The 23,151-nt window shown below is 60.6% G+C and carries 28 protein-coding genes; 12 read left to right on the top strand and 16 right to left on the bottom strand.

Going from position 1 to position 23,151, the window contains the following annotated elements:
- Positions 1-10: 10 nt before the first annotated feature.
- The 5 genes from ABAC402_RS33910 to ABAC402_RS33925 all read right to left on the bottom strand — a co-directional run bounded on the left by ABAC402_RS33910 (position 11) and on the right by ABAC402_RS33925 (position 3,987).
- Positions 11-1,087, bottom strand: coding sequence for an alpha/beta fold hydrolase (locus ABAC402_RS33910; protein ID WP_023450297.1), 1,077 nt, complete (start codon positions 1,085-1,087; stop codon positions 11-13).
- Complete coding sequence (locus ABAC402_RS33915) at positions 1,087-2,016, bottom strand: class I SAM-dependent methyltransferase (protein WP_031235769.1); 930 nt, start codon at positions 2,014-2,016, stop codon at positions 1,087-1,089. Before ABAC402_RS33915 ends, ABAC402_RS33910 begins: the two co-directional genes overlap by 1 nt.
- A gap of 138 nt (positions 2,017-2,154) precedes the next feature.
- Positions 2,155-2,637 carry a bacterioferritin gene (bfr, locus tag ABAC402_RS33920; protein WP_023450299.1) on the bottom strand — a complete coding sequence of 161 codons (483 nt, stop codon included), beginning with the start codon at positions 2,635-2,637 and terminating at the stop codon, positions 2,155-2,157.
- 202 nt (positions 2,638-2,839) lie between these two features.
- Complete coding sequence (locus tag ABAC402_RS39785) at positions 2,840-3,025, bottom strand: bacterioferritin-associated ferredoxin (RefSeq protein WP_082179988.1); 186 nt, start codon at positions 3,023-3,025, stop codon at positions 2,840-2,842.
- A gap of 281 nt (positions 3,026-3,306) precedes the next feature.
- Entirely contained in the window at positions 3,307-3,987 is a 681-nt protein-coding gene (locus ABAC402_RS33925) for a glycine zipper 2TM domain-containing protein (protein WP_023450300.1), read from the bottom strand.
- A gap of 225 nt (positions 3,988-4,212) precedes the next feature.
- Between ABAC402_RS33925 and thiE the strand changes: the two genes are divergently transcribed.
- Complete coding sequence (gene thiE / locus ABAC402_RS33930; RefSeq protein ID WP_023450301.1) at positions 4,213-4,836, top strand: thiamine phosphate synthase; 624 nt, start codon at positions 4,213-4,215, stop codon at positions 4,834-4,836.
- On the opposite strand, the gene ABAC402_RS33935 is transcribed toward thiE, so the two are convergent.
- Positions 4,825-5,490, bottom strand: coding sequence for a hypothetical protein (locus tag ABAC402_RS33935; RefSeq protein WP_052025336.1), 666 nt, complete (start codon positions 5,488-5,490; stop codon positions 4,825-4,827). The two genes, thiE and ABAC402_RS33935, sit on opposite strands and share 12 nt — an antisense overlap.
- A 153-nt stretch (positions 5,491-5,643) precedes the next feature.
- On the opposite strand from ABAC402_RS33935, the gene efp reads away from it, so the two are divergent.
- The 5 genes from efp (at position 5,644) to ABAC402_RS33960 (ending at position 9,395) form a co-directional block, all read left to right on the top strand.
- Positions 5,644-6,210, top strand: coding sequence for an elongation factor P (gene efp / locus ABAC402_RS33940; RefSeq protein ID WP_023450303.1), 567 nt, complete (start codon positions 5,644-5,646; stop codon positions 6,208-6,210).
- Between the two features lie 97 nt (positions 6,211-6,307).
- On the top strand, positions 6,308-6,604 hold the full coding sequence (locus ABAC402_RS33945) for a hypothetical protein (protein WP_023450304.1): 297 nt from the start codon (positions 6,308-6,310) through the stop codon (positions 6,602-6,604).
- Between the two features lie 52 nt (positions 6,605-6,656).
- The gene (locus tag ABAC402_RS33950; RefSeq protein ID WP_023450305.1) at positions 6,657-7,457 is read left to right on the top strand and encodes an inositol monophosphatase family protein; all 801 of its coding nucleotides are present in this window, start codon (positions 6,657-6,659) and stop codon (positions 7,455-7,457) included.
- A 391-nt stretch (positions 7,458-7,848) separates the two neighbouring features.
- Complete coding sequence (locus ABAC402_RS33955; protein WP_023450306.1) at positions 7,849-8,442, top strand: 3'-5' exonuclease; 594 nt, start codon at positions 7,849-7,851, stop codon at positions 8,440-8,442.
- A gap of 11 nt (positions 8,443-8,453) precedes the next feature.
- Positions 8,454-9,395: an SMP-30/gluconolactonase/LRE family protein gene (locus ABAC402_RS33960; RefSeq protein ID WP_023450307.1), complete on the top strand. Its 942-nt coding sequence runs from the start codon at positions 8,454-8,456 to the stop codon at positions 9,393-9,395.
- Between the two features lie 306 nt (positions 9,396-9,701).
- Here ABAC402_RS33960 and ABAC402_RS33965 read toward each other — a convergent pair whose 3' ends face one another.
- Together ABAC402_RS33965 and ABAC402_RS33970 are read right to left on the bottom strand one after the other, a co-directional pair.
- Positions 9,702-10,379 carry an ankyrin repeat domain-containing protein gene (locus ABAC402_RS33965; protein ID WP_023450308.1) on the bottom strand — a complete coding sequence of 226 codons (678 nt, stop codon included), beginning with the start codon at positions 10,377-10,379 and terminating at the stop codon, positions 9,702-9,704.
- A gap of 14 nt (positions 10,380-10,393) precedes the next feature.
- The gene (locus tag ABAC402_RS33970) at positions 10,394-12,232 is read right to left on the bottom strand and encodes an ABC transporter transmembrane domain-containing protein (protein ID WP_023450309.1); all 1,839 of its coding nucleotides are present in this window, start codon (positions 12,230-12,232) and stop codon (positions 10,394-10,396) included.
- 115 nt (positions 12,233-12,347) lie between these two features.
- Here ABAC402_RS33970 and rpmE point away from each other — a divergent pair, with 115 nt between their 5' ends.
- Both rpmE and ABAC402_RS33980 read left to right on the top strand, forming a co-directional pair.
- The gene (gene rpmE / locus ABAC402_RS33975) at positions 12,348-12,572 is read left to right on the top strand and encodes a 50S ribosomal protein L31 (protein ID WP_023450310.1); all 225 of its coding nucleotides are present in this window, start codon (positions 12,348-12,350) and stop codon (positions 12,570-12,572) included.
- Positions 12,573-12,663: 91 nt separating this feature from the next.
- Positions 12,664-13,557, top strand: a complete 894-nt coding sequence (locus tag ABAC402_RS33980; protein ID WP_023450311.1) for a DUF3445 domain-containing protein — start codon at positions 12,664-12,666, stop codon at positions 13,555-13,557.
- A 299-nt stretch (positions 13,558-13,856) separates the two neighbouring features.
- Here the strand turns inward: ABAC402_RS33980 and ABAC402_RS33985 are convergent, their stop codons facing one another.
- The gene (locus ABAC402_RS33985; protein WP_031235772.1) at positions 13,857-14,258 is read right to left on the bottom strand and encodes a cupin domain-containing protein; all 402 of its coding nucleotides are present in this window, start codon (positions 14,256-14,258) and stop codon (positions 13,857-13,859) included.
- 72 nt (positions 14,259-14,330) lie between these two features.
- Between ABAC402_RS33985 and ABAC402_RS33990 the strand changes: the two genes are divergently transcribed.
- Positions 14,331-14,852, top strand: coding sequence for a hypothetical protein (locus tag ABAC402_RS33990; RefSeq protein WP_023450313.1), 522 nt, complete (start codon positions 14,331-14,333; stop codon positions 14,850-14,852).
- Here the strand turns inward: ABAC402_RS33990 and cckA are convergent.
- The 7 genes from cckA to flgB all read right to left on the bottom strand — a co-directional run bounded on the left by cckA (position 14,809) and on the right by flgB (position 20,978).
- Complete coding sequence (cckA, locus tag ABAC402_RS33995; RefSeq protein ID WP_023450314.1) at positions 14,809-17,001, bottom strand: cell cycle histidine kinase CckA; 2,193 nt, start codon at positions 16,999-17,001, stop codon at positions 14,809-14,811. The two genes, ABAC402_RS33990 and cckA, sit on opposite strands and share 44 nt — an antisense overlap.
- A gap of 131 nt (positions 17,002-17,132) precedes the next feature.
- Positions 17,133-18,209 (bottom strand): flagellar biosynthesis protein FlhB, encoded by a 1,077-nt coding sequence (gene flhB, locus ABAC402_RS34000; protein WP_023450315.1) that lies wholly within the window; start codon positions 18,207-18,209, stop codon positions 17,133-17,135.
- A 231-nt stretch (positions 18,210-18,440) separates the two neighbouring features.
- Positions 18,441-19,262: a flagellar biosynthetic protein FliR gene (gene fliR / locus ABAC402_RS34010; RefSeq protein WP_023450317.1), complete on the bottom strand. Its 822-nt coding sequence runs from the start codon at positions 19,260-19,262 to the stop codon at positions 18,441-18,443.
- 2 nt (positions 19,263-19,264) lie between these two features.
- Positions 19,265-19,528 (bottom strand): flagellar biosynthesis protein FliQ, encoded by a 264-nt coding sequence (gene fliQ / locus ABAC402_RS34015; RefSeq protein WP_023450318.1) that lies wholly within the window; start codon positions 19,526-19,528, stop codon positions 19,265-19,267.
- 109 nt (positions 19,529-19,637) lie between these two features.
- A complete protein-coding gene (locus tag ABAC402_RS34020; RefSeq protein WP_023450319.1) occupies positions 19,638-19,949 on the bottom strand; it encodes a flagellar hook-basal body complex protein FliE in 312 nt (103 codons plus the stop codon).
- Positions 19,950-19,960: 11 nt separating this feature from the next.
- Positions 19,961-20,377 carry a flagellar basal body rod protein FlgC gene (gene flgC, locus ABAC402_RS34025; protein WP_023450320.1) on the bottom strand — a complete coding sequence of 139 codons (417 nt, stop codon included), beginning with the start codon at positions 20,375-20,377 and terminating at the stop codon, positions 19,961-19,963.
- Between the two features lie 187 nt (positions 20,378-20,564).
- On the bottom strand, positions 20,565-20,978 hold the full coding sequence (gene flgB / locus ABAC402_RS34030) for a flagellar basal body rod protein FlgB (RefSeq protein WP_023450321.1): 414 nt from the start codon (positions 20,976-20,978) through the stop codon (positions 20,565-20,567).
- A 120-nt stretch (positions 20,979-21,098) separates the two neighbouring features.
- Here flgB and ABAC402_RS34035 point away from each other — a divergent pair, with 120 nt between their 5' ends.
- The 3 genes from ABAC402_RS34035 (at position 21,099) to ABAC402_RS34045 (ending at position 22,684) form a co-directional block, all read left to right on the top strand.
- Positions 21,099-21,473, top strand: a complete 375-nt coding sequence (locus tag ABAC402_RS34035) for a flagellar biosynthetic protein FliO (RefSeq protein ID WP_023450322.1) — start codon at positions 21,099-21,101, stop codon at positions 21,471-21,473.
- A gap of 61 nt (positions 21,474-21,534) precedes the next feature.
- Entirely contained in the window at positions 21,535-22,287 is a 753-nt protein-coding gene (fliP, locus tag ABAC402_RS34040; protein ID WP_369751404.1) for a flagellar type III secretion system pore protein FliP, read from the top strand.
- A 64-nt stretch (positions 22,288-22,351) separates the two neighbouring features.
- Complete coding sequence (locus ABAC402_RS34045) at positions 22,352-22,684, top strand: hypothetical protein (RefSeq protein WP_023450324.1); 333 nt, start codon at positions 22,352-22,354, stop codon at positions 22,682-22,684.
- Positions 22,685-23,151: the final 467 nt, after the last annotated feature.

Genomic DNA, 23,151 nt, shown 5'->3' on the forward strand with positions numbered 1-23,151 from the left:
CCCAATTGTATCAGGCGCTTTTCTGGTCCTCTTGCGAACCCCCGGCGGCATCCTCGGGCAAAATGTCCTCGTCCAGAACCGGCGTCTCGCGCCGCACTTCACCGGCAATGCCGCGCGGGGCCACGAAGTCCAGCAACTCATCGAGGTGCCGCATCGCCTCGTTGCGATACTCATCCGACTCGATCAGCACCTCGTGCTCTGCGCCCGAAATCTCGACATAGTTGGCCTTGCCCAGCTTCTTGGCAAACTGCTTTGAGGGCTGCTTGTTGATCAGGTGATCGTCACCCGAGCACAGCAGCGTAATCGGTGTCTTGACCTTCTTGGCCACCTTGCCCTTATCCTTCAGCAAGGCCTCCCCGATTTTCAGGGCGAACGACAGCCAGCCCCAGGTCGGTGACCCGACCGCCAGGTGCGGGCAGGCAAACAACTGCTCGTGCCAGATCTCGTAGCGTGTCCTGTCGTGCGTCAAAGCATCATTGTCGAACGTATGCTCGAACGGGTCGTCAAAAATTTCCGGCACATAGTCGGTACCGCGGCCATGGTTTACCTGCCAGTTGGTCCGGAAATTGACCGACCAGAGGGAATGCTTGCCCGTCTTCATCCGCAGCATCGGATTGGTGAAAAACGCGCCCGCTATCCTTGATTCACCCTTGATCAGCGTCATCAGGTTCAGGGCCGCGCCCATCGAATGGCCGATCATGATCCACGGCTTTGGCGCCCTGTCCTCGAACCCATCGAGCAGACGCTGGAAATCGTCCATGAACTCATCCGCCGCCCGGGCGTGGCACTTCAGCCGGTCGGGCAGCAACCGCGCCGACAAGCCCTGGCCTCTCCAGTCATGGGCCACGACACACAGGTCACGCGCCAGAAGATCGCGGATAAGCTCGTAATACTTCTCGACCGGCTCCGACCGGCCCGGCGAAATAAAGACCGTACCGCGCGCCGGCCGCTTCGGTTCCCAATAGCCCAGGCGCAGACGCAAGCCGCCGGCACCACGATACCATTCACCCGATCCGCCTTCAGGCACGCGCGATTCCGGAATCGACATCAACGGAGCATTGGCAGACAGAGCAGCAATTCGGCTCATTACGGCTTCCTGAATTTCAAAGTCATGCGGTCGCTCTCCCCTATGGACTCGTACAAGGCACCGTCAAACTCGGGGTTGGGCGGTTGGCCGCGTTCCGCCGTCTGACGATACGGCGGTAATGTCCATACCCCGAAAGGATGATCCTTGTCATCCTTCGGATTGGCGTTGATCTCGCTGGCCTGGACGAACTGGAATCCCGCCTCGGCCGCCAGCTGGCGAACGAACGGTTCCTGGACATAGCCCTTGGCGCCAGCCGGATCCTGGGCGGCGCCGATATCGGCCCGATGCTGCTCGACCCCCAGGACACCGCCTGGTTTCAGCACAGCAAAGGCGTCCTCGAACGCCTTTTCCACCGAACCCCGCATCATCCAGTCCTGGATGACCAGCAGCATGAGCACGCAATCGACCGAGGCCACCGGCGCCAGAGGCCCGCTTTCCGGCCCGAATTCGGTGAAACCCAGGCCGCCGTAAAGCTTCTTGTTGCCGGTAAAGTGGTCCCGGTATTTCCCGTTCAGCGCTGCCATGGCCTGGTCGGCCGGCGATGTCGATTCGAACAATGCGGCAACGTACTGGCCCTTGCCACGGCTGAGATAGGGCGCCAGGATCTCGGTCATATAGCCGTAGCCCGGCCACATATCGATCACTGTGTGCTTGGGGCGGATCTCGAAAAAGGTCAGCAGACCGATCGGATGGCGGTACTTGTCACGGCTTTTGTCGGCGCCACTGCGCCAATTGCCGCTCACTGCCCATTCCAGGGTGCCTTCCTGCTTGGCCAGCTTGGGGTCGATGACCTCCTCGCCCTCGGTACCGTCAGGGATGGTTTCGGACTCCGGCGGCTTGGTGCCACAGGCGCTCAAGGCCCCAAGCAGCGCTGCTCCGCCCAGGCCAAGCCCGGCGTTCATAACGAGTCTGCGATTGACAACAGCCAACAGGGTAATCCGGGTCCTTTTTCGTTGCCGAGCAAACTAGGTGCTTCGCCGCAAAAGGTCAAAGCGGATTAACATTTTTTCCAGGAGGCGTTTAGAGACCGATTTGAAAAGGGCTTTTGCAGATCGGACTCAAACAGTTCACTCGCCTTCGATTTCCTTCATGCCGCTCTGGATGTAGTTTGGCTCGCCCATCATCTTGATCAGATTCAACTGGGTTTCCAGAAAGTCAATGTGATGCTCTGTGTCTTCCAGAATGCGCTTGAGCAATTCACGGGTGACGTAGTCGCGGTTTTCTTCGCAATATTTCACGCCGTCGACCAGAACGCCGTGACCACGAACCTCGACACCGAGATCGGCCTCCAGGCATTCGGTGATGGTCTCACCGATCTTCAGCTTGTGCAGGTCCTGCAGATTGGGCAGTCCGTCGAGGAACAGCACGCGCTTGATCAGCAAATCGGCGTGCTTCATCTCTTCGATCGATTCCTTGTAGACGATACGGCCGAGATGATAGAGGCCCCAGTTTTCGATAATCCGCGCATGCAGGAAGTACTGGTTGATCGCCGTCAGCTCATTGGTGAGCACCTTGTTGAGCAGCTTGATGATTTCGGGCTGGCCTTTCATGGCGCATCTCCATTTCAAAGAAAGACACGTCACGTTTATCCAAAACGTGCGCCTGTGTCAGTCAGGCACTTTTTGGCGTTAGGCATGTCAGATGCAGCGCAACATAGCCACCTGACCTCGCGGTGGGAAGAGATTATTACCAATCAATCCATAAACTTAGTGAGAATGACAATGAGATTGACTATCAGCGCGAGAATGCGAATTATTCCGCGGCGAGGCTGAGCGAAACCTGGGCATCGTCAATCATTTCGCGCATATCGCAGACGCAACGGGCGCATTGTGGCCGACAGCCGGCATGATCGAAAACCTGCTTGGGCGTACACGCACCAGAGGCAATAGCGGCGCTGACGTCGCGCTCACGAATACCGTTGCAGTTACAAACGTACACGCAAAAAACCCAGGCAGATGACAATGCGAATGCGTCTCAAATAACATACGTCCGATTCAATTGCAAGTCATTCGCATGAAAAAGCCTCCCGGCGCGAACCGGGAGACTTTTACATCACAGGCGGGTTGGCTCATACCAAGCGTCATAAAGAATGACTCTCGGTATTCGCATTTTTTCAGCTCAAACGCCGGACTTGGCGCCCCCCATGGCTCCTCGCAAAAGCTCGGGCGCGCAGTTGCGCTTGCCAACCCGCGGTGTGTCAAGAAATTCGCGGGTTGGTATCAGTTGCCGTTGTAATTGTAGCCGTAGTTCGGTGCGGCCTCTTCGCGCCACACGCCGTTCGAATCGCGCGAGCCGTAGGTCTGCACCTGGCCTTCGTGCCAGCGGCCGCGGGAGTCCTTCCAGCCCAGGGCGACCGGACGACCGGTCCGCCACACGCCCTTGTCGTCGCGCCAGCCGGCAGTGCCGGTATTGTAAGCCCTGTCGTAGGTATTGTTATAGTAGGGCTGGCCCTGCGTCTGATAGCCGCTATTGGTGTTGTATGCATAGCCTGGCGTCGTGCGGCGGTTCGTGTCGAAATAGACGACACTGTAGGCGCTGGTCCTGGGTCGGGTCTTGAAATAGACGACGTCATAGCCGTCCGGGGCCGCCAGCGGCTCATAGGCGTTGCTTTGATAGGAATAGTATTCGCCGTTCAGGCACTTGGTGCTGTCACTGGCGATCTTGCGACCGAGTGCGCCGCCGGCCACGGCGCCGATGAGGGCGCCCAGGCCGCGTTCGTTCTTCGACACCTGGCTGCCCGCGACACCGCCGGCGACAGCGCCTATAATGGTGCCGGTCGTCTTGTTGTTCTTGGCATAGCAGTAGCCGTCGTAGCTTTCCTGCGCCATCGCGGCGGCCGGTGCGGTGACCATCAGGACGGCCATTGCGCCAGCCATCAGGTTTTGGGTCTTCGTGATCATCGTGTTCTCCTTTAGTCTGGGGCCCCATGCCAAAGCGTGCAACCACGCCGGCTTAATGTGAGGCGCAGCAAACGGTGCCCGCCAGATGACGCACATTTTAAACGCCGCGATCGTCGCGGCAATTCAGCCGGAGCGTCGAAAGCAGGGCCTGATGATAAACTCGCTGTAAGCCCTTTTCCTTATGCTGCCTTGCTTTCGGGCTCCGTCTTGCTTAAGGCAGGCAACATGGATTGTCGCCTTTACCTGATCACCCCGCCGCGCATCGATGATGCGCAAGCTTTTGCCCGCGACCTCGAATCTGCCCTGTCGGCAGGTGATGTTGCGGCGTTGCAGATCCGCCTGAAGGATGTGTCGCTTGACCACCTTCGCTCTGTGACTCGCGCCATTGTCCCTGTGGCGCACGCTCACGATGTGGCTGTATTGATGAACGACCATGCCGAACTGGCAAAGGAACTGAACCTCGACGGCGTCCACGTCGGCCAATCGGACATGTCGCCTAAGGACGCCCGTCGTATCCTGGGGCCGAAGGCGATGATCGGCGTCACCTGTCATAACTCCCGCCACCTGGCCATGGATGCCGCCGAGGCCGGCGCCGACTACGTCGCGTTCGGCGCCTTCTATCCAACCACGACCAAGACGGTCGAACACATGGCCGAACTGGAGACCCTGACCATCTGGCAGGAAAGCATGGAGGCGCCATGCGTTGCCATCGGCGGTATCACAGCTGAGAATGCCCGCGAAGTCGCCGAAGCCGGCGCCGACTTTATCGCGGTGTCGGGCGCGGTGTGGAATCATCCCGACGGCCCGGCCGCCGGGGTTCGGGCGTTGCTGGCGGCTCTATCCGCCTGATGGCCTGACGCCTGTCGGCAATGGCCAGCCCACCGAGATTTCCGTCACCACCGGCGCATAGGCCTTGACCCGTGGATCGTCGGACGTGACCTGAACCTCGCCCATGATGCCGTCAGCGACGACACCCTTGCCGCTGACATTGTCGAAACGCAGCGAGATATGGCAACCGGCCACCTCGCGGCTCAGCTTGCCGCCGCTAAAGTCGCCATAGCCGCCGTAATCCCAACCGAAGCCCGAAATCAGGAAAGGCTTGCCGTTGGCAGCTTCGACGTCAGCCAGGGCCGTGCCGACGTGGACGCCCAAGGGGCCGGTAACCCGGCTGTCTTCACCGCGCGCCCGAACGGTCGAGACGACGGTCCTGGCGTCGTCCCACCAGACGATGTCGATGCGGCGTTTCGGATCGTCGGGGTACAAGATAGCGCCCATCAACTGCGTGCCCTCCGGCCCGCCGACATCGCCAAACACCAGGTCCTTGCCATACTGCGCCTTCAGTTCGTCCGCCGTCGTCTTTGGCCCGGCGGGCGCAGCGCAGTCGACGCGGTCGCCGGTGACAGCCGAAAGGGCCGATGCGCTTTCGGTCTGAGGTGAGGGCTTGGGGGAGCAGGCAGACAAAGCCACCAAGGCCAAAGCGACCGAAGAAACTCGTAAAGTCATGACGTATCCCTGCTCTGCTTTTTTGGTTGGCCGACATTGCCGTGTCTGTCGCCACCCTACCCTAACACGGGCTGGCGTCAAAGCGCCTTGCCTTTCCGTGGCCGAAAGGTTAGTACCCGCCGCTACTTACCCTTTCCTTGACAAGTCTTATCCATGAAAATCAACGCCAACACCATCAAGCCGGGCATGATCCTGGAATACCAGAACGGCCTGTGGACCGTGGTCAAGACCGAGCATGTCAAGCCTGGCAAGGGCGGCGCCTTCGCCCAGGTGGAGATGAAGAACCTGGTCACCGGCACCAAGCTGAACGAGCGTTTCCGCTCCGAAAACACGGTCGAGCGGGCGATCTTGGAACAGCGGGACCACTCGTACCTGTACGAAGACGGCAATATGCTGGTGTTCATGGACCAAACCAACTACGAACAGATCAGCCTCAGCAAGGAATGGGTCGGCGAAGACCAAATCCAGTACCTGCATGACGGCATGGTCGTGGTCATCGAATTCCACGACGAAAAGGCCATCGGCATGACCCTGCCAGATACCGTAGTGCTGGAAGTCGTCGAGACTGAGCCGACCATCAAGGGTCAAACGGCGTCGTCTTCCTACAAGCCGGCGATCGCCTCCAACGGCATGCGCATTATGATCCCGCCCTTCATGGGCACGGGTGAACGCATCGTCGTCTCGACCGAGAGCGGCGAATATATGAAGCGCGCGGACTAATCACACTTTTGACATTGCCATTACGGCCCAGGCAGGCCTGTGCTAAGACAACCGCGTTTCGGAGCCGGATGTCCGGTCTCCAACCAAGGAGCTGGCGATGAAAAAAGTTCTTCTGGCGTGCGGCATTCTGGTTCTGGGTATCGGCGGTCAACTGGCTCAGGCTGGTGACAAGCCCAAAACATCGGTGGAAAACGGCGTTTCCCTGACGATTCAGGGCCAGGCCAGGTCGGAAACGACAGCGACCATGGTGTCCGAAACCAGCGTTTCGAACGATAACCCGCAAGCCAGGGCCAGTGGCGTTGCACTGACCGTCAACGGCAATGCCAGATTGAGCGAAAGCTCTTCGGCCCGCGAAGGCGTTCCCAAGACGAAGAGCAATATCAAGAACGACTGAGCGGCGTAACCGCTCAACCCACATTGTAAATCCTCTCTCCCCAAGGTCGACCATGGTCACGGTACTGCAATCTTCTCTTATCCAGGTCATGGTCAGCGCCGTGCGCAAGGGCTGCAAGGGGGTCGCCCGCGATTTCGGCGAGGTGTCGGAACTCCAGGTCTCCAAGAAGGGGCCTGGCGACTTCGTCACCGCGGCCGACAAGCGCGTCGAAGCCGCCCTGCTGGAAGAGTTGACGCGCGTGCGCCCGGGCTATGGCTTCCTGGGTGAAGAGACCGGCGAAACCATCGGTACCGACAAGACCCACCGCTGGATCGTCGACCCGATCGACGGCACCACCAACTTCGTCCACGGCATTCCGCACTTTGCCTGCACCGTGGCGCTGGAGCGCGATGGCGAGATCGTCGCAGGTGTGACCTTCAATCCGGTGACCAACGATCTTTACTGGGCCGAAAAAGGCAAGGGCGCCTATCACAATGATCGTCGTTTGCGGGTGTCGGGGCGCAAGAACCTGGACGAGTCGCTCATCGGCACCGGCATGCCGTTCATCGGCAAGGCCGGCCACGCCCAGGCGCTGAAGGACCTGCACCAGATCATGCAGCGCACGGTCGGCATCCGCCGCAATGGCGCCTGTTCGCTGGACCTGTGTTATGTCGCCGCCGGTCAGTTTGACGGCTTCTGGGAACGCGGCATCAAGCCGTGGGATATGGCGGCAGGCCTTTTAATGGTCACCGAAGCCGGCGGCCGCTTCAGCTCGATCGACAGCGAGGCCTCGCCGCTGATCACGGGTGAGCTGGTCTGTTCCAATACGGACCTGCATCCGCAGTTGATCGAAAAGCTGAAACTGGCGAAGTAAAAGCGCGGCATACCGCGTTGTTATTGGTCCTCCCCGCTTTGCTTGCCGGCGAGCCCGGGAAGGGGACCGTGAGCGAAGCAAAACGAAGTGACGCGAAGCGAATGGTGGTGGGGTTTCTTGCTGTAGAAACCCAACGCTTCGGAAGCGTGTGAAAGGAAGAAACCCCACCACCGCACGTCGTTCACTCCGGTCATCGGCCTTTCGCCTCAGACCTCCACTAACTCGAGCGGTCCCCCTCCCCGACAGGCGGGGAGGAGAAAAAAAGACAGCCATTGTTATCTTCTGGTGAGTATTTATCTTACAAATCAGATATTTATAAGATAAATGAGGAGCTTGACAGGCGGGCGGTTTTGCGCGCCTCCTTGGTAGGTACCAAGCTCAAGGCCATACCGTGCAACCGGAACACTATCTCGTTGTGGACTTTGAAGCCACCTGCTGCGACCAAGGGGCGGTGCCGCGCGATCATATGGAGATTATAGAGATCGGCGCGGTGATGGTGGAAGCGACCGGACTTCAGGTCGTCAGCGAGTACCAGAGCTTTATTCGCCCTGTCAGGCACCCGCATTTAACAACCTTCTGCACCTATCTCACCTCGATACAACAGGCCGACGTCGATGCCGCGCCCTACTTTGCCGACGCCATTAAGGCCTTCAAGGCTTGGCTGTATCAGTTCAGCGACTTCGTCTTTTGTTCGTGGGGCGATTACGATCTCAAACAGCTTCGACAGGACTGCGCCTTTCACAATGCGTCCTACCCGATCAGCGCGCCGCATCTGAATCTCAAGGCTCTGATCGTCGAAAAACAAGGTTTGTCCAAGAAACCCGGACTAGGTGATGCCGTCGACATGGCCGGCCTGGCCTTTTCCGGTACCCACCACCGCGGCATCGATGATGCCCGCAATATCGCCCGGATTTTGCCGTATATTTTCGGCAATGCCCGGCTGAAGTCAAAATTCCCTATCAAGGGGGAAAACAGAAAACGTTGAGGAGATACCCCATGATCAGCCGCCGCACCGCGCTTGCTTCAGGCCTGAGCCTGGCAGCTCTCCCTTCCCTGGCCCGCGCCGATGAAACGCCTAAGGCCATAAGTCCGCCCGGCTCGATCCTGGGCGAAGGGCCGTTGTGGTCGGAGCGTGATAACACACTCTACTGGGTCGATATCCGCGGCAAGAAGCTGCACGCCTATGGTCTTGACGATGGCGCACTGAAACACTGGGACATGCCGGATCTGATCAACTGGGTGGTGCTGCGCAAGTCGGGCGGCTTTTTGGTCGCCATCCTGCGCACCGTCCATGCCCTGACCCTGGAGCCATTCAGCCTGACGCCGCTGTTCGACATCGAGCCGGAAAACAGCGACAACCGGCTAAACGACGCCAAGGTCGATCCACACGGCCGGCTTTGGACCGGCACTATGCACATGCCGTTCAATCAGAAGACGGCGGCGCTGTACCGCATCGATCCGGACCTTAGCGTCCACAAGGTCGACAGCCCCTATTTGTGCACCAATGGCCCGGGCTTCAGCGCCGACGGATCGCGCATGTACCACAACGAATCCTCCGAAGGCATTGTCTATGCCTTCGACGTGGCGGCGGACGGATCGCTGGCGAACAAGCGGGTATTCGTCAAATTTCCGGCTGGCGTGGGTGCGCCCGATGGCATTACGGTCGATGCCCAGGACAGCATCTGGATCGCTCACTATAACGGCGGCCGGGTGACGCGCTTCAAGACGGACGGGACGATCGATTTCGCTATCCCGGTGCCGGCGAAACAGTCGACCAGCATGACCTTCGCCGGAGAAAACCTGGACCGGATGTTCGTGACGACCGCCGCCCAGCCGCCGGTCGATGCCGACGATCCGCAAGCGGGGACCTTGTTCGAAATCCCGAAGGCCAGCCTGCGCGGTCATACCGGCCTGCCGACGGCGATGTTCGCGGGTTAGGTTTCAATCCCTTCGCGTGGGACTTCTTGCTTGTTTTCGGCGATGGTTCCGGCCTGACCCCGGATGACAAAAAAGTATTCCACGCGAAGATGCGAAGGTGGGGCCCAACCGCCCTTATCCTCCACCGCTTGCGGGGGAGGTGTCGAGCAAGCAAGCTTGAAAAGCGAAGCGCGTCGAGACGGAGGGGGAGCCTGTGCACTGTCGCCCCCTCCGCTTCGACGCGCTTCGCCCCATAGGGGGCTCACTTGCTCAGCACCTCCCCCGCAAGCGGTGGAGGATAAGAAGGTCAGCGTTCCATCCGTGGTGTCACAGCTCGTTTCCCGCCGCCGCCGCAACATCGCGCGCCGAATGCCCCTGCCCGTCCCGTTCGTTCGGGTTTGCGCCCGCCGCCAGCAACAGGCGAATAATCTCCGCCTGTTCACGTTTGGCTGCCGGCGTGCCGCTGCCGCCGCGGCCGGTCGTGCGCAAGGCCAGGTGCAGGGGCGAGGCGCCATTGCCGTTTTTCAGATTGGGATCGGCGCCCCCGACCAGGAGGACCTCGACAGCGGCAGAGCCACGCGTTCGGACCGCGCGATGCAGCGGCGCCACACCGGACATGTCCAGAGCATTGGCATCGGCACCGGCCCTGAGCAGAACGGCGATCGTCTCGGCCTGGGCGCCGGGCAGGACCCGGTTGGTGTCGGCGGCGTAGTGTAAAGGCTGAGCGCCACGGCGATTGCTCGCGACGACATCCGCGCCACGGCTCAGCAGGTCTTCGGCCATGCGGCGGCGAAATCCGGCTGCCGCCATATGCAGCAGGGTGTCACCACCATAGAGATAGTGGGCAATGTCGGTAATGACTGCGTCCTGGCTCCCACCCTGAGGCTGAATCACAGATGCGGTCCGTACCAGATGGGGGCCGTTTTCCAGCAGACGAACAAGGCTGTCGCGGTCATCAGCCACAATGGCGCGAACCGCCGAGGTAAAATCCGGACCGTCGATCATGGGCGCCTCCGCGTCTACCCGCCGAACTGCAAGGCCGCCAGCCGCGCATATAGCCCGTCGCGCGCCACAAGTTCCTCATGCGTGCCGCTGTCGACCACTCTCCCGTGGTCCATGACCACAATCCGGTCGGCCTTCAACACTGTCGCCAGGCGGTGGGCGATGACCAGCGTCGTCCTCTCGGCCATGGCCTCGTTCAGCGCCGCCTGGACCAGGCGCTCGTTCTCGGCGTCCAGCGAAGACGTTGCCTCGTCCAGCAAAAGGACCGGCGCATCGCGCACCAGGGCACGGGCAATGCTCAGCCGTTGTTTCTGGCCGCCCGACAGCGAGCGGGCGCGTTCGCCCAGGGGGTGGTCGAAACCTTCTGGCAGGGCCTCGATAAAGTCCAGGGCCTGGGCCTTGGTCGCGGCGGCACGAATTTCGTCATCCGTAGCGCCTTCGCGGCCAAAGCGGATATTGTCCGCCGGCGAGCCTGAGAACAACGCCGTATCCTGAGCGACCAGGGCCATGCGTTCGCGCACCGCCTTTGGGTCAGCGCGGCGGATATCAATGCCATCCAGGGCGATCGTTCCCGTCTCGAACTCGTAATAGCGCAGCAGCAGCTTGAACACGGTCGACTTACCCGCCCCCGAAGGCCCAACCAGGGCCACGGTCTCGCCCGGCTTGATATGCAGGCTGAAACCGTCCAGCACCGGGGTATCCGGCCGCGACGGATAGGCGAAATCGACGCTGTCGAACGCGATCTCGCCGCGCGCCGGCAGCGGCAGGGCGACGGCGTCCTTCGGCGCCTGAATATTGGGCTCCGAGCGCAGCAGTTCATCGATGCGCAGCATGGCGCCGGCGGCCTTTTGGACATCGGCCCAGGTCTCATTCAGGTTGGCCACCGAGCCGGCAGTAAAGATCGCCAGCATCACGAACTGGATCAGCACACCGTTCGACATCTTGCCGTTCAATACGTCCTGCGCTCCCAGCCACAGCACGACCGAAGTACCGCCGAAAACCAGCGAAATGACCATGGCGGTCATGGTGGCGCGCGTCACGATGCGCGACACCGACTTGGTGTAGGCAGCCTCAACGCCATCATTGAAGCGGTTCTGGGTAAAGCGTTCGCGCACAAAGGCCTGCACGGTTTCGAGCGCATCCAGCGATTCGCCGGCAAAGCCGACGGCGCGGGCGAACATGTCCTGGGTTTCGCGTGTCACCTTGCCGACCTGGCGGCCAAAGGTGATCAGCGGCACCAGGATAAACGGAAACATGGCCAGGACCATCAGGGTCAGTTTCGGCGACACCACCATCATCAGGGCCAGGCCGATGACGAAACTCAGCAGATTACGCAGGGCAATCGAGATCGACGCCGCCACCAGGGTTTCGATGATCTGGATATCGGCGGTCAGGCGCGAAATCACTTCGCCGGTGCGCATCTTGAGGAAGAAGCCCGGATCGAGCTTAAGGATATGGCCGAAGACGTCCTCACGCAGGTCCGCAACGATGCGCTCGCCCATGCGGGTGATGAAAAAGTAGCGAAGCGCCGTCGCCAGGGCCATAACCAGCGCGACGCCGCCCAGGACAAGGAACCAGCGGTTCAGTTCTTCGACATTGCCTGAGCCGAAGCCTTTGTCGATCAGTTCGCGCGCCACAAAGGTCATCACCGGCAGGGTTGCCGAGGAGAGGGCCAGGAAGAGCAGCATGAACAGGCCATTGACCCGCTGTCGCCACAGATAGGGCCCCAGACGCATCAGCGGCCGAAGATCACGCGTCTTGGGCCGCCGCGCAGCGGTGGCGCGCATGTCGCCGATAAGCTCGGCGCCGGCGCCGGGACGGTCGGTGTTTTCGATCTGGGGGGAGGAGTCAGCCATGGGCCGGGTGTAGCGAGTATTGGCTTGCGCTGCAACGCGTCATCATGTATGTCGCGCGACCATGCAATTATTCGGCGTCCGCGCTTATGCTGGCTGGACGTGAAGGAACCCGACGATGAAAAAAGAAGGCCACCCCGACTATCATTGGATCACGGTCACCATGACCGATGGCTCCACATACCGGACGCGCTCGACCTACGGCAAGGCTGAAGCTGTGCTGAACCTCGACATCGACCCGCGCACCCATCCGGCCTGGACCGGTGGTACCGGCACCCTGCTCGACCGCGGTGGCCGCGTCTCGCGTTTCAACAACAAGTTCGGCGGCTTCCTCAAGAAGTAGTCGGCCAGCTGGCACCAAGTTTGAAGATCCGGTTCGGGCCTGCCTGGACCGGATTTTTGTTGCTTGCCTATCCGTCGTGCTATGAGGCGACATGCGTAAACTGCACACCCCCTATGACGGCTCATCGAAGCTGTTCACCATCGGTCTGAAGCCGCTAGAGGCTGGCGACTGGATCGATGTCGATCATCACCTGCGCGATCATCTCGACGAAAAGGACCGGGTGCTGGCGCGGCATTCGCATGACGCGTTCGCTATGGAGGTGGGCACCGAGGACGCCCAGGCCGAGGTGCTGGAGATGCTCATTCCGCACCTGCTGGAGCGTTATCCCGACCAGTACCAACTGGACGGCAACGGCATCGCTATGCCGCAGGCTTTCCGGAGGGTCAGGCTGGACGATTTCGTGCCGCCGTTGCTGACCGCGTCGCAACTGGTTCAGGACGATCTGGTCATCATGCGCAAGGGCGAGGACGGTTGGCGGCTGGCGGCGGCGTGTCTGTGTTTTCCGTCGTCGTGGCGGCTGCGCGACAAGTTCGGCAAGCCGATGCATCAGGTTCACGGTCCGGTGCCGGGCTTCGGCGAAGGCTCGCGTAATAACGAGCTGATCAACCGCATGTTCGACAATCTTCAGGTGCCTGTGGTGCGGTGGAACTGGTCGCTGTACGGCGATGACGTGCTGTATCACCCGGAACCGGGCAATCAGGTCAAGCGCTTCGGTGACGGCGACATTGCCGACCGGGTGTTTTTCCGGCTGGAACGCCAGACCCTCCGCAAGCTGCCACGGTCGGGCGATATTGTATTTGCAATCCGCATCATGATCGATCCGATGGAGGCGATGGAATCGCACCTGGAAGGCCCGCAACTGGCCCGGACTTTGATCGATCAGTTGGAAGCGTTGACGCCGGAGCAGCTCGACTACAAGGGGTATACAGCGGAACGGCATAGACTGATTGATCGATTGGAACGGATTGCGGCGCCGGTGGTTTAGAGTTACCTCTCCCCGCTCGCGGGGAGAGGACGAGAGCGGAACGAAGTGAACGCGATCGGGTGAGGGGCGGCGAGCCTGAGGGGCTTTTCGAAGCCGGAGCACTCCTGATACCAAGCCTCATAAAGAATGACGCTTGGTATTCGCATTTTTTCAGCTCAAGCGCCGCATGGCTCCTCGCAAAAGCTCGGGCGCGCAGTCGCGCTTGCCAACCCACGATGAGTGAAGGTCATCGAGGGTTGGTATAAGACGCCCCGCCCCTCACCCTAACCTCTCCCCGCGGGCGGGGAGAGGGGATTCTTTCAGGGCGACCAGCCTTTCGGCGCCATCTCGAACCCTTCAAACATAAAGCCGGGCGCCACAGTACAGCCGCACAAGCTCCAGTCGCCCGCCGACTCCGCCCCCTGCCAGGCGCCGGCTGGCACCACAACCTGAGGTTCATCCGGGCCGAGCACATGCAAAACCGTCGCACCCCGGTCATGCACGGCCAGTCGCAAGGGCGCCCCGCCATACCAGTGCCAGACCTCGACGGCATCGACCCGGTGCCAGTGCGAAACCTCGCCGGCCTTGAGCAGATAATAGATGGCCGTTGACGCGCTTCGGCCATTGATTCGGCGTGGATCGCGGAAGGTCTCGCGGTAGTGCCCGCCTTCCGGATGCGGCTTCAGGTCAAGTTTCGCAATGATGTCGTCGGCTGTCGTCATATCCGAATCCTGCACCGTATTTACGTGAAGGCCAAGTCGTGATTAACTATAGTCCACCACGAGGGGACTATCATGCGCACCATCATCACGACTCTGACCCTACTTGCGTTCCTGCCCACAGCGGCCACCGCAGCCACGTTTTCTATCGATGAACTGGCGCCCGGCGAAGGCCACGAAGGCGATTGCTACACCTGGATGGCGCGCGAAGGCAGTGCCGTCGACGAAAGCCGCGCCATTTTCGAAGACGTCGGCGGGCGCGCCTATATCAAGATCGACGGTGAAGTGTTCAGCCTGCACGCATCGGGCGGCGACCGCGGCGAAGAGCGCTCGACCGCCAAATTCGAAAACAAGATGGCGGCCCTGACCGTAGTCGAGGACGTCACCATCGAGCAAGCCAGCGGCGCCGACAACTGGGGCGCCTATCTGGTCAAGGGCAAGCTGAAGGTCACCTTCCAGGACAGGACCCAGACGGTTCGGGTCAAGGGCAAGAGCGTCTGCGAGGCGCCGGAACGCAGCTCAGTACCGTCCGACCGCAAACGGCCGGAAGGGTCTAAGCCGCCAGCTGCTCCTTCACCTTCTCAGCCAGGGTCTTGATGTCCAGCGGCTTGGGCAGGAAGCTGACGTTCTTTTCCTCTTCCAGCAGGTCCGAGAATTCCGACTCGGCATAGCCTGAGATGAACATCACCGGCACATTTCCGATCATCGGCCGGGCACGTTTCAGCATCGACGGCCCGTCCAGGCCCGGCATGATGACGTCGGAAATCAGCAGGTCGAACTTGCCATTTTCCGCCTCAATGATCTCAAGGGCCTCTTCGCCGTCACAGGCCTCGATCACGTCGTAGCCGCGTTGACGCAGCAGGTGGGCAGCTATGCCGCGCACAATCTGCTCGTCCTCGACGAACAGGATGCGGCCGACTCCCGAAAGGTCCTTCGGCACAGGCTTGGCCGCCGCTTCCGGCTTGGGCGCGGCAGGGGTCTTTTCCTCCTCGACCCACACCGGCAGGAAGATGCGGAAGGTCGCACCCTGACCCAGCTGGGAATCGATCTGGATGTGGCCGCCGGCCTGAGCGATAATGCCGTGCACGGTCGACAGGCCCAGGCCCGTCCCCTCGCCCAGCGGCTTGGTGGTGAAGAAGGGTTCGAACACCTGCGACATGATGTCCGGCGGGATACCCGGACCGGTGTCGGACACCTCGATCATGGCCGCGCCCTGGGCCGGGGCAGTATCCCAGCCACGCCACCTGGCCTCGGCCTGGGTCAGGGCCTTGGCGGCGATCATCACCTTGCCACCGCCCTGAGCCTTCATGGCGTCGCGGGCGTTGACGACCAGGTTCATCATGACCATTTCCATCTGGCCCTTGTCGACATGGACATTGGGCAGGTTGCGGCCATAATCGGTTTCCAGCTTGACGTCTTCGCGCACCAGACGGCGCAGCAGGACCTCAGCCTCGCTGACCATCTCGCCGACATTCATGGTGACGCGCTTGACGGTCTGCTTGCGGGCGAAGGCCAGCAGATTGCGCACCAGGTCCTCTGCACGGACGATGATCTGCTTGATGCCGTTCAGATCCTCATAGGACGGGTCGCCCAGCGGATGGTTGAGCAGGAGCTGGTCGTTACGGAACTTGAACCCGGTCAGCAGGTTGTTGAAGTCGTGGGCCATGCCGCCGGCGACCTGGCCGATGGCCTGCATCTTCTGCGACTGGACAAGGGTCTGTTCCAGCTTCTTCTGTTCCGAGACGTCGAACAGATACAGGCAGAAGCCCCCGGCCACAGGAGAAACATAGATCTGCACCGAGCGCGAGGCCTTGGCGGTCAGCTGGATGTCAAACGGCCCGGCCTTGCCGGTGCGGGTCTTCTCGATCAGGTCAGCGCGCGAGTTTTCTGTGACCAGGGCACCGAAATCGAGACCCTTGAGATCATCCGGCGTTTTTTCGACGAGGGCGGCGAAGACCGTGTTGTAGTCCTTGATGCGCGACGCGAACAGATCGCCATTGCCGGCATTGTCGATGACCAGGGCCGCGCCGAATGGCGCGGAACCGGCAAAGGCATCCATTTCGGCCGGCGGCATCTCGGCCTTGGCTTCGGTGTCACCGCCATCGGGCAGGAATCCGGACTGCTTGATCGGATTGACGTCTTCGTGGTGCAGCATCAGGCCGTTGCCGAGCACGCCCTGCGAGGCGGCGCGAACGAGGACAAGGTCTTCGCCCAGGCGCGACGCGACCATTTCGTAGTCAAAGCCGCCAAGACGGACAAGGGCGCGGCCATGGCCCTGGGCCTTGGCTTCGCGCAGCGCCACGAACAGAGCCGGCGCTTCATCGCCCTGGGGCAGGCGGCGCTGGCCGCCGCCGGCGTCGCGCCAGGCGGCATTGACCGCCATGATATGGCCATCGAAGGCGGCCACGGCAGCCGGTTCTTCCATCGCGCCGACGATGTCGGCGCCGGTAAAGCCCTCGGCGCTGAGAATTTCCTCTTCGGTGTTAAAGGCGAACATGCCCAGAAATATGACACCGGCAAAGGCAATCAGGATGATGGCGAGGACAACGCCGATCGGCAGCTTGCCCGCCACCAGCCAGACGCCGAGGCAGGCAAAGGCGACAATGCCGGCGACGATCACCAGGCTCATCGGACTGGCGATCTTCTCCAGCCGGCCCAGCTTACCTTTGGCGGTCGGTTTGGAAGCGGCAGTCGGCGCGGCGGCTTCCGCAGCGGGTTTGATCTTGGCACCTTGACGATCGGGCAAAGCGATATCCTCACACAACGCGTGGCTGGACGGGCGGCAATCGCCCGACCAGCGAATCACAAGGCGAGTGTATCCCATTTGACGAAAGTGCGCTCTGATTCAAAATTTATAAGAATCCGGGAGTTACCCGATCAGAACCCCCGGCGCCTCCTGGCGAGGATGAAGCTGATGACCTTGGCCACGGCGGCGAAATGCTCTTCGGGGATGGTCTCGTCGATATCGATGGCGGCATAGAGCGCCCGCGCCAGGGGCACATCCTCGACGATCGGGACATCGTGCTTTGCGGCCTCTTCCCGGATTTTCAAAGCCAGGGTATCGACGCCCTTGGCGACGCACAACGGCGCCTGCATCTTGCCCATCTCGAACTTCAGCGCCACGGCATAGTGGGTCGGGTTGGTGATGACCACGGTGGCGTCCTTGACATTGGACATCATCCGCCGGCGCGACTTTTCCATCCGGATCTGGCGAAGCTTGGCCTTGACGTACGGATCGCCTTCCATCTGCTTGTATTCTTCTTTTTGCTCCTGCTTGGACATTTTCATGCGCTGCATAAAGCGGAAGCGTTGCCACATGTAGTCGCCGGCGCCCTCGATAAACAGGAAAATACACACCGCCATGGCCAGGGCAATGAACACTTCCAGGGTATAGGGCAAGATCAGTAGCGGCGACGCCTTGGTCAGAGCCAGAACCTCCCATAGCCGGTCTTTCAGCACCATCCACACGATGGCTCCGGTGATGATCAGCTTTACCACGGTCTTGACGAACTCAATCAAGGCGTCGAAGCCGAACAGGCGCTTGAACCCGGTCATGGGGTTCAGTTTGGTCAGGCTTGGCTTCATCTTTTCGGTTGTGAACATCAGACCGGTCTGCATGACGTGACCGCCGACGCCGAACAGCAGGGTCACGCCCATGACGATGATCAGGATCGGCAGCATGCCGAAGACGATGTCTTTCAGGATGGTGAGGCCGCCATCGCCTTCCAGCGAACCGAGAAGCTGTTGCGGGTGAGCCAGAAAGGGCAAAAGGTCTTCGACCAGGCCGCGCGCCAGAGATGGACCGGCAATCGCGATGACGGCGCATGCCCCAATGAGGGACAGCGCCTGGGGTAAGTCACCGGATTTCGCAACATCACCCTTTTCACGGGCCTGCTGGAGTTTTCGGGCGGAGGCCTCTTCTGTCTTGTCCTCGCTGTCGGGTTCTTCAGCCATGGACGGTCTCCCCCCCTCCCCGCCAGGCGGGGAGGGGGACCGCACGGGCAAAGACCGTCAGGTCGAGCGAGATGGGGTAGTGGGGCGACTTTCTTTGGCAAGCGCTGTCGCCCGCTACGCCGACGCAAAGTCGCCCCACCACCATTTCGCAAAGCTTCACTTCGCTTCGCTGCGTTTTCGCTTGCTCATGGTCCCCCTCCCCGCACGCGGGGAGGTATAAGAGAGTCTGCATCACCTTACTCCCTTGATGAAGTAGGCGAGCAGCTCTTCGTAATGCTCGATGAATACCATACCCGTAGCGCCCAGCCCCAGGGCCAGGATGCTTAACCCGGCCAGCACATTGACCGGCGTGGCCGCAAAGAAGATCGGAAAGTTTGGCATCATCCGCCCGATAAAGCCGGTGGCGATGTTGAACACCAGCGCAAAGGCGATCAGGGGCGCCGACATCTGCAGCGCCAGGACAAAGGTCTTGCTGACCGTCTCCAGCATCAGGGTCGTAGCATCGCCGACCATCACGTCGCGGGTCGGTGCGAAAACCTGATAGGAATCGACCATGGCGCGGATGAAGAGATGGTGCAGGTTGGTGGCATAGATCAGCACCATGCCCAACATGGCCAGAAACGTACCCAGCGAGGTCGACGGCTGGGCCTGGGTCGGATTGGCGGTCTGGGCAAACGACAGGGTGGTCTGCAGCGACATGATTTCGCCGGCGATGATCAGGGCGAAAATCAGCACCCGCATCAGGGTTCCCAGCATCAGGCCGATAATGACCTCATGCAGGACGATGCCCAGCATATCGCCCAGCGAGTTGGGCAGGGCCGGCAGGGTATTGCTGACAATCGGCGTGATAACCAGGGCCAGCATCAGGGCGAAACCGACACGCACGCGTGCCGGCACGGCCTGGTCGCCGAAACCGGGCATCAGCATGATCATGCTGGCCAGGCGCAGGAAGATCAGGCCGACGGCCCACAGCTGGGTCGAAGTCCCGAAAAAGGAATTGACCTCGCCTTCCCCGCCAGGCAGTCCGCGCAAGGCGAGTTCCTGGAGCAGCATGGCTACATCGCTGCGATCTTGTTGATGATCTCATGCATAAAGCTGGACAGCAGTGCGCCCATCAATGGCAGCAGCAGCAGCAGGGCCAGGAAGATGCAGATGATCTTGGGGGCATAGATCAGTGTGGCTTCCTGTATTTGGGTCAGGGCCTGGAACAGGCCAATGGCGACACCAACAACCAGGCCGACCAGCAGGATCGGCGTGCACAGCTGAATGGTCAGCCAGATGGCATCACGGCCCACGCCCAGAACTTCGGCACCACTCATCGTCACCCTCAAGTCTGCACACCGGCAATTCCTGCCGACGTTTACCCGGCTAATTTTGCCGGGTGCGTGGTTAAGATGAGATTAAGGAAGTGCGAATTTCGCGCTCCCGTCAGATCGGCATGCGCATGATTTCCTGATACGCACTGATCACCTGGTCCCGGATCGCAATCACGCTCTGCAATTGCAATTCTGCGCTCGATACCGCCGTCACCGCGTCGATCAGCTCGGCCTGGCCGGCCTGTTGCTGGATCATCATATGCTCGGCCTGCCCGGTGCTTTTCAGGGTCTGCTCCATGGCGCCTTGCAACATCTTGCCGAAGTCGGGCGCCGATACAGCCTCCCCCCCGCCGCCACCGCCCAGGGTGTCGGCCTGCTTGATGGCGGCGCCATAGGCACGGGCGGCTGCGAGCGGAGTCATCATGGCCTAGTCCCTTACTTCTGCAGAATGTTGAGGATTTTCTGGTTCATGTCGCGCGCCGTCTCGATGACATTGAGGTTGGCCTCATAGGCCCGCTGGGCCTCGCGCATGTCCATGGTTTCCATCAGCGTGTCGACGTTGGGGCGCTTGACATAGCCCTGGGCATCGGCCGCCGGGTGCGATGGGTCGTATACGGTGGCGAAGTCCTTCATGTCCGGCACCACCCGAGCGAGACGCACGCCCGTGGCGCCGTCGATCTTGGCCGACTGGAACACCGGTACCTGGCGGCGATAGGGATCGGCGCCCGGCGTCGTGCCCAGCGAATTCGCGTTGGCGATGTTTTCAGCCGTGATACGCATGCGGGCCTGCTGGGCCTTCATGGCCGAGGCGGCCACCGCCATCGCTGAGTCCGGACGAATTTCCTTCACCATAATCTTTTCCTCTGCGCTATCGCTTCGCTGCTTGAGCGCGTTTTCTCTGCGCTATCGCTTCGCTGCTTGAGCGCGTTTTCTCTGCGCTATCGCTTCGCTGCTTGAGCGCGTTTCCTTTGCGCTATCGCTTCGCTGCTTGAGCGCGGGTTAGAGCCAGGAGCGCTTCTCGCGGCCGGCCTAAAAAAACTCAACGTCCCGGCACCTTGATGGCCATACGCATCATGGCCATTGATTTTTCGTAAAATCCGACCGCCGCCTGGAACTGCATCCGGCTTTCAGCCATCCGCAGCATCTGCTCTTCCAATACGACGCCGTTGCCGTCCATAGTCGTCTCGGAATCCGGCGACAGAACCACCTTGACGCCCGGCCGAAACGAAGTCTGTGGCGCCATATGCTGGGTATTGGTCAGGGTCAGGCCCATATTGCCTTGCGGCGCTTCACCCCGGACCAGGGCGCTGAAGTTTTGCGGCGACAGATCGTGCGGCTTGAAGCCCGGCGTCGAGGCATTGGCGACGTTCTCGGCCACCACCTTTTGCCGGTCGCTGAGCCACCCCATACGGGACTTGAGCGCGCCCATCAGCGGTATGTCGTTCAAACTCATGACGCACCTCTCCAAACCCTACGGCAAAATATTCCCACCTTTTGGTTAATGAAGGCTTTAAGTAAATCGCGCGTTAACCATTCCCGGGACACAACAGCTTCGTGTACCAAAGGTAGCCGGATGGACCTGCTCAATATCTTGAAAGCCCTCTTTGCCCTGTCGATCGTGCTAGGCATGATCCTGGGCTTGGCCTATGTCCTGCGCCGCTATGCGCCGCAGTTGATGGCACGGTTGCAGGCCCAGCGCGGCGAACGCCGGCTGAAGGTCATCGAGACCCTGGTGCTGGACCCGGCACGCCGCCTGGTCCTCGTCCGGCTCGATGACGAGGAACGCCTGATTCTGCTGGGCGAAGGCCGCGAGCTGATCGAGCCACGCCACAAGCCGGCCCCGAAACCAACGTCGAAACCTGTCCCTAAACCTGCGCCGGATCCGGTGGCAAAGTCCGCGGTCAAACCCGCCTCCCCTCCGGTGAGCCAAGATGACGACCTGTTCTGAGTTCCCTGTTGTGAAGCGACATAAAAAGGCGAAGACTCACAAGGAAATGTCCGCGACCAAGATGAATCTCATCATCCTGGCGACGTTTGTGCTGGGCTTTGCGATGATGATCTTTCCGTTCCACGCCATTGCCCAGTCGGTCAATCTCGACCTGGGCACTGGCGGTGGGCTGTCGTCGCGGGTGGTGCAACTCGTCGGGCTAATGACGGTGCTGTCTCTGGCGCCGTCGATCGTCATCATGACCACGTCGTTTATCCGCATCGTGGTGGTGCTGTCGCTTCTGCGCACGGCGCTCGGCCTGCAACAGAGCCCGCCCAATGCCGTGATCATTTCGCTGTCGCTGTTCCTGTCAGCCATCGTCATGGCCCCGACCTACGAGGCCGCCTATGCCCAGGGAATCCGGCCGCTGATGGACCAGGAGATGGAGCTGCCCCAGGCTTTCGACGCGGCCGCCCAGCCGGTCAAGGCCTTTATGCTGGCCCAGGTCGGCAATGACGATCTTGGGCTGTTCGTTCGCTTGTCGAAGATAGAGATGCCACAGGACAAGATGGACCTGCCGGTGCGGGTGGTGACGCCAGCCTTCATGATCTCGGAGTTGAAAAAGGCGTTCGAAATCGGCTTCCTGCTGTTCGTGCCGTTCCTGGTTATCGACCTTGTCGTGGCCTCGGTGCTGATGAGCATGGGGATGATGATGCTGCCGCCCGTGGTGGTATCGCTACCGTTCAAGCTGATCTTCTTCGTGCTCGTCGACGGCTGGCGGCTCGTGGCCGGATCGCTGGTCGAAAGCTTCCGGCCAGCGATTGGGAGTGGATAGCGTCGCTCTTGCCAAGCCCCAAGAAAGGGCGCAGACTCTACTTCATCCCGGGCAAAGTGACCGCATGATCGACAAGATGTTTTTCGGCACGTCATCCAGCGGCGGCACGGTTTTCTACCGTTTCGGCCGGCGCGGGACGCCCTATCCGGTCACGCGTGAGCAGGAAAACAATCTGCGCATGGCCACGCTGATGGCAACGGCGCTGGTCACAGTCATGGCGATCGGCGGGCTGATCTATCTCCTCGGTGTCACGTTTATCATCAGCCAGATCCCCGACGGGGCGCCCTTCCCGTTCAATCCGGTATTGCTGTATCTCGGCGACGTGTTGCAGACGGCGCTGATCGGTCTGGTGATCCTGATCTACGACCTCAATGTGAAGGCTATTCTCAAGCTCTAGAGCGCAATCCGACAAAGTGTGACGCCCTTTTCGGATTGCGCTTTAATCAATTAGCGGGTCCACAGATTTCACAGATTAGAGGGATTAAGAACAATCTGTGTAATCTGTGTAATCTGTGGATCTCCTTGCGAAAAAGCGGCTGCGCGGTGGGTTCAGGGCGATTAAGACTTCGTGTCGTTCCGCCTGTTCCGCGGCATAATACCTATCACCGAAAAGATTGACACATCGACAGTAGGTAGACCCCTCCGCCTCGAGCCTCGCCGGCAGGCAGCGCTGCGCCCTTTGGGCTCGCTTGCTCGGCACCTCCCCATTTGAAATGGGGAGGAGAAGAAACCATAGAACATATTCTTTTTTCTCCTCCCCATCCCTTTGTATGGACCGGGGACATGCCTGACAGGTGTTCGGAGACATACCTGACACATTAAGCTGACGATACAGGAGGTATCGCCATGCCGTGGAAGCAGGTT

The organism is Asticcacaulis sp. AC402, assembly GCF_000495835.1.
Taxonomy (GTDB): domain Bacteria; phylum Pseudomonadota; class Alphaproteobacteria; order Caulobacterales; family Caulobacteraceae; genus Asticcacaulis.

Bases quoted from the DNA above. Each gene is read 5' to 3' on its own strand.
- thiE (WP_023450301.1), top strand. From the start codon at position 4,213: ATGGATTGTCGCCTTTACCTGATCACCCCGCCGCGCATCGATGATGCG.
- ABAC402_RS33970 (WP_023450309.1), bottom strand. From the start codon at position 12,232: ATGGCTGACTCCTCCCCCCAGATCGAAAACACCGACCGTCCCGGCGCC.
- ABAC402_RS33990 (WP_023450313.1), top strand. From the start codon at position 14,331: ATGCGCACCATCATCACGACTCTGACCCTACTTGCGTTCCTGCCCACA.
- flgB (WP_023450321.1), bottom strand. From the start codon at position 20,978: ATGAGTTTGAACGACATACCGCTGATGGGCGCGCTCAAGTCCCGTATG.
- ABAC402_RS33965 (WP_023450308.1), bottom strand. From the start codon at position 10,379: ATGATCGACGGTCCGGATTTTACCTCGGCGGTTCGCGCCATTGTGGCT.
- ABAC402_RS33935 (WP_052025336.1), bottom strand. From the start codon at position 5,490: ATGACTTTACGAGTTTCTTCGGTCGCTTTGGCCTTGGTGGCTTTGTCT.
- ABAC402_RS34035 (WP_023450322.1), top strand. From the start codon at position 21,099: ATGGACCTGCTCAATATCTTGAAAGCCCTCTTTGCCCTGTCGATCGTG.
- ABAC402_RS34045 (WP_023450324.1), top strand. From the start codon at position 22,352: ATGATCGACAAGATGTTTTTCGGCACGTCATCCAGCGGCGGCACGGTT.
- fliR (WP_023450317.1), bottom strand. From the start codon at position 19,262: ATGCTGCTCCAGGAACTCGCCTTGCGCGGACTGCCTGGCGGGGAAGGC.
- ABAC402_RS33945 (WP_023450304.1), top strand. From the start codon at position 6,308: ATGAAAAAAGTTCTTCTGGCGTGCGGCATTCTGGTTCTGGGTATCGGC.
- rpmE (WP_023450310.1), top strand. From the start codon at position 12,348: ATGAAAAAAGAAGGCCACCCCGACTATCATTGGATCACGGTCACCATG.
- ABAC402_RS33985 (WP_031235772.1), bottom strand. From the start codon at position 14,258: ATGACGACAGCCGACGACATCATTGCGAAACTTGACCTGAAGCCGCAT.
- ABAC402_RS33950 (WP_023450305.1), top strand. From the start codon at position 6,657: ATGGTCACGGTACTGCAATCTTCTCTTATCCAGGTCATGGTCAGCGCC.
- ABAC402_RS34020 (WP_023450319.1), bottom strand. From the start codon at position 19,949: ATGATGACTCCGCTCGCAGCCGCCCGTGCCTATGGCGCCGCCATCAAG.
- ABAC402_RS33980 (WP_023450311.1), top strand. From the start codon at position 12,664: ATGCGTAAACTGCACACCCCCTATGACGGCTCATCGAAGCTGTTCACC.
- ABAC402_RS33960 (WP_023450307.1), top strand. From the start codon at position 8,454: ATGATCAGCCGCCGCACCGCGCTTGCTTCAGGCCTGAGCCTGGCAGCT.
- fliQ (WP_023450318.1), bottom strand. From the start codon at position 19,528: ATGAGTGGTGCCGAAGTTCTGGGCGTGGGCCGTGATGCCATCTGGCTG.
- ABAC402_RS33925 (WP_023450300.1), bottom strand. From the start codon at position 3,987: ATGATCACGAAGACCCAAAACCTGATGGCTGGCGCAATGGCCGTCCTG.
- flgC (WP_023450320.1), bottom strand. From the start codon at position 20,377: ATGGTGAAGGAAATTCGTCCGGACTCAGCGATGGCGGTGGCCGCCTCG.
- fliP (WP_369751404.1), top strand. From the start codon at position 21,535: ATGAATCTCATCATCCTGGCGACGTTTGTGCTGGGCTTTGCGATGATG.
- bfr (WP_023450299.1), bottom strand. From the start codon at position 2,637: ATGAAAGGCCAGCCCGAAATCATCAAGCTGCTCAACAAGGTGCTCACC.
- efp (WP_023450303.1), top strand. From the start codon at position 5,644: ATGAAAATCAACGCCAACACCATCAAGCCGGGCATGATCCTGGAATAC.
- flhB (WP_023450315.1), bottom strand. From the start codon at position 18,209: ATGGCTGAAGAACCCGACAGCGAGGACAAGACAGAAGAGGCCTCCGCC.
- ABAC402_RS33910 (WP_023450297.1), bottom strand. From the start codon at position 1,087: ATGAGCCGAATTGCTGCTCTGTCTGCCAATGCTCCGTTGATGTCGATT.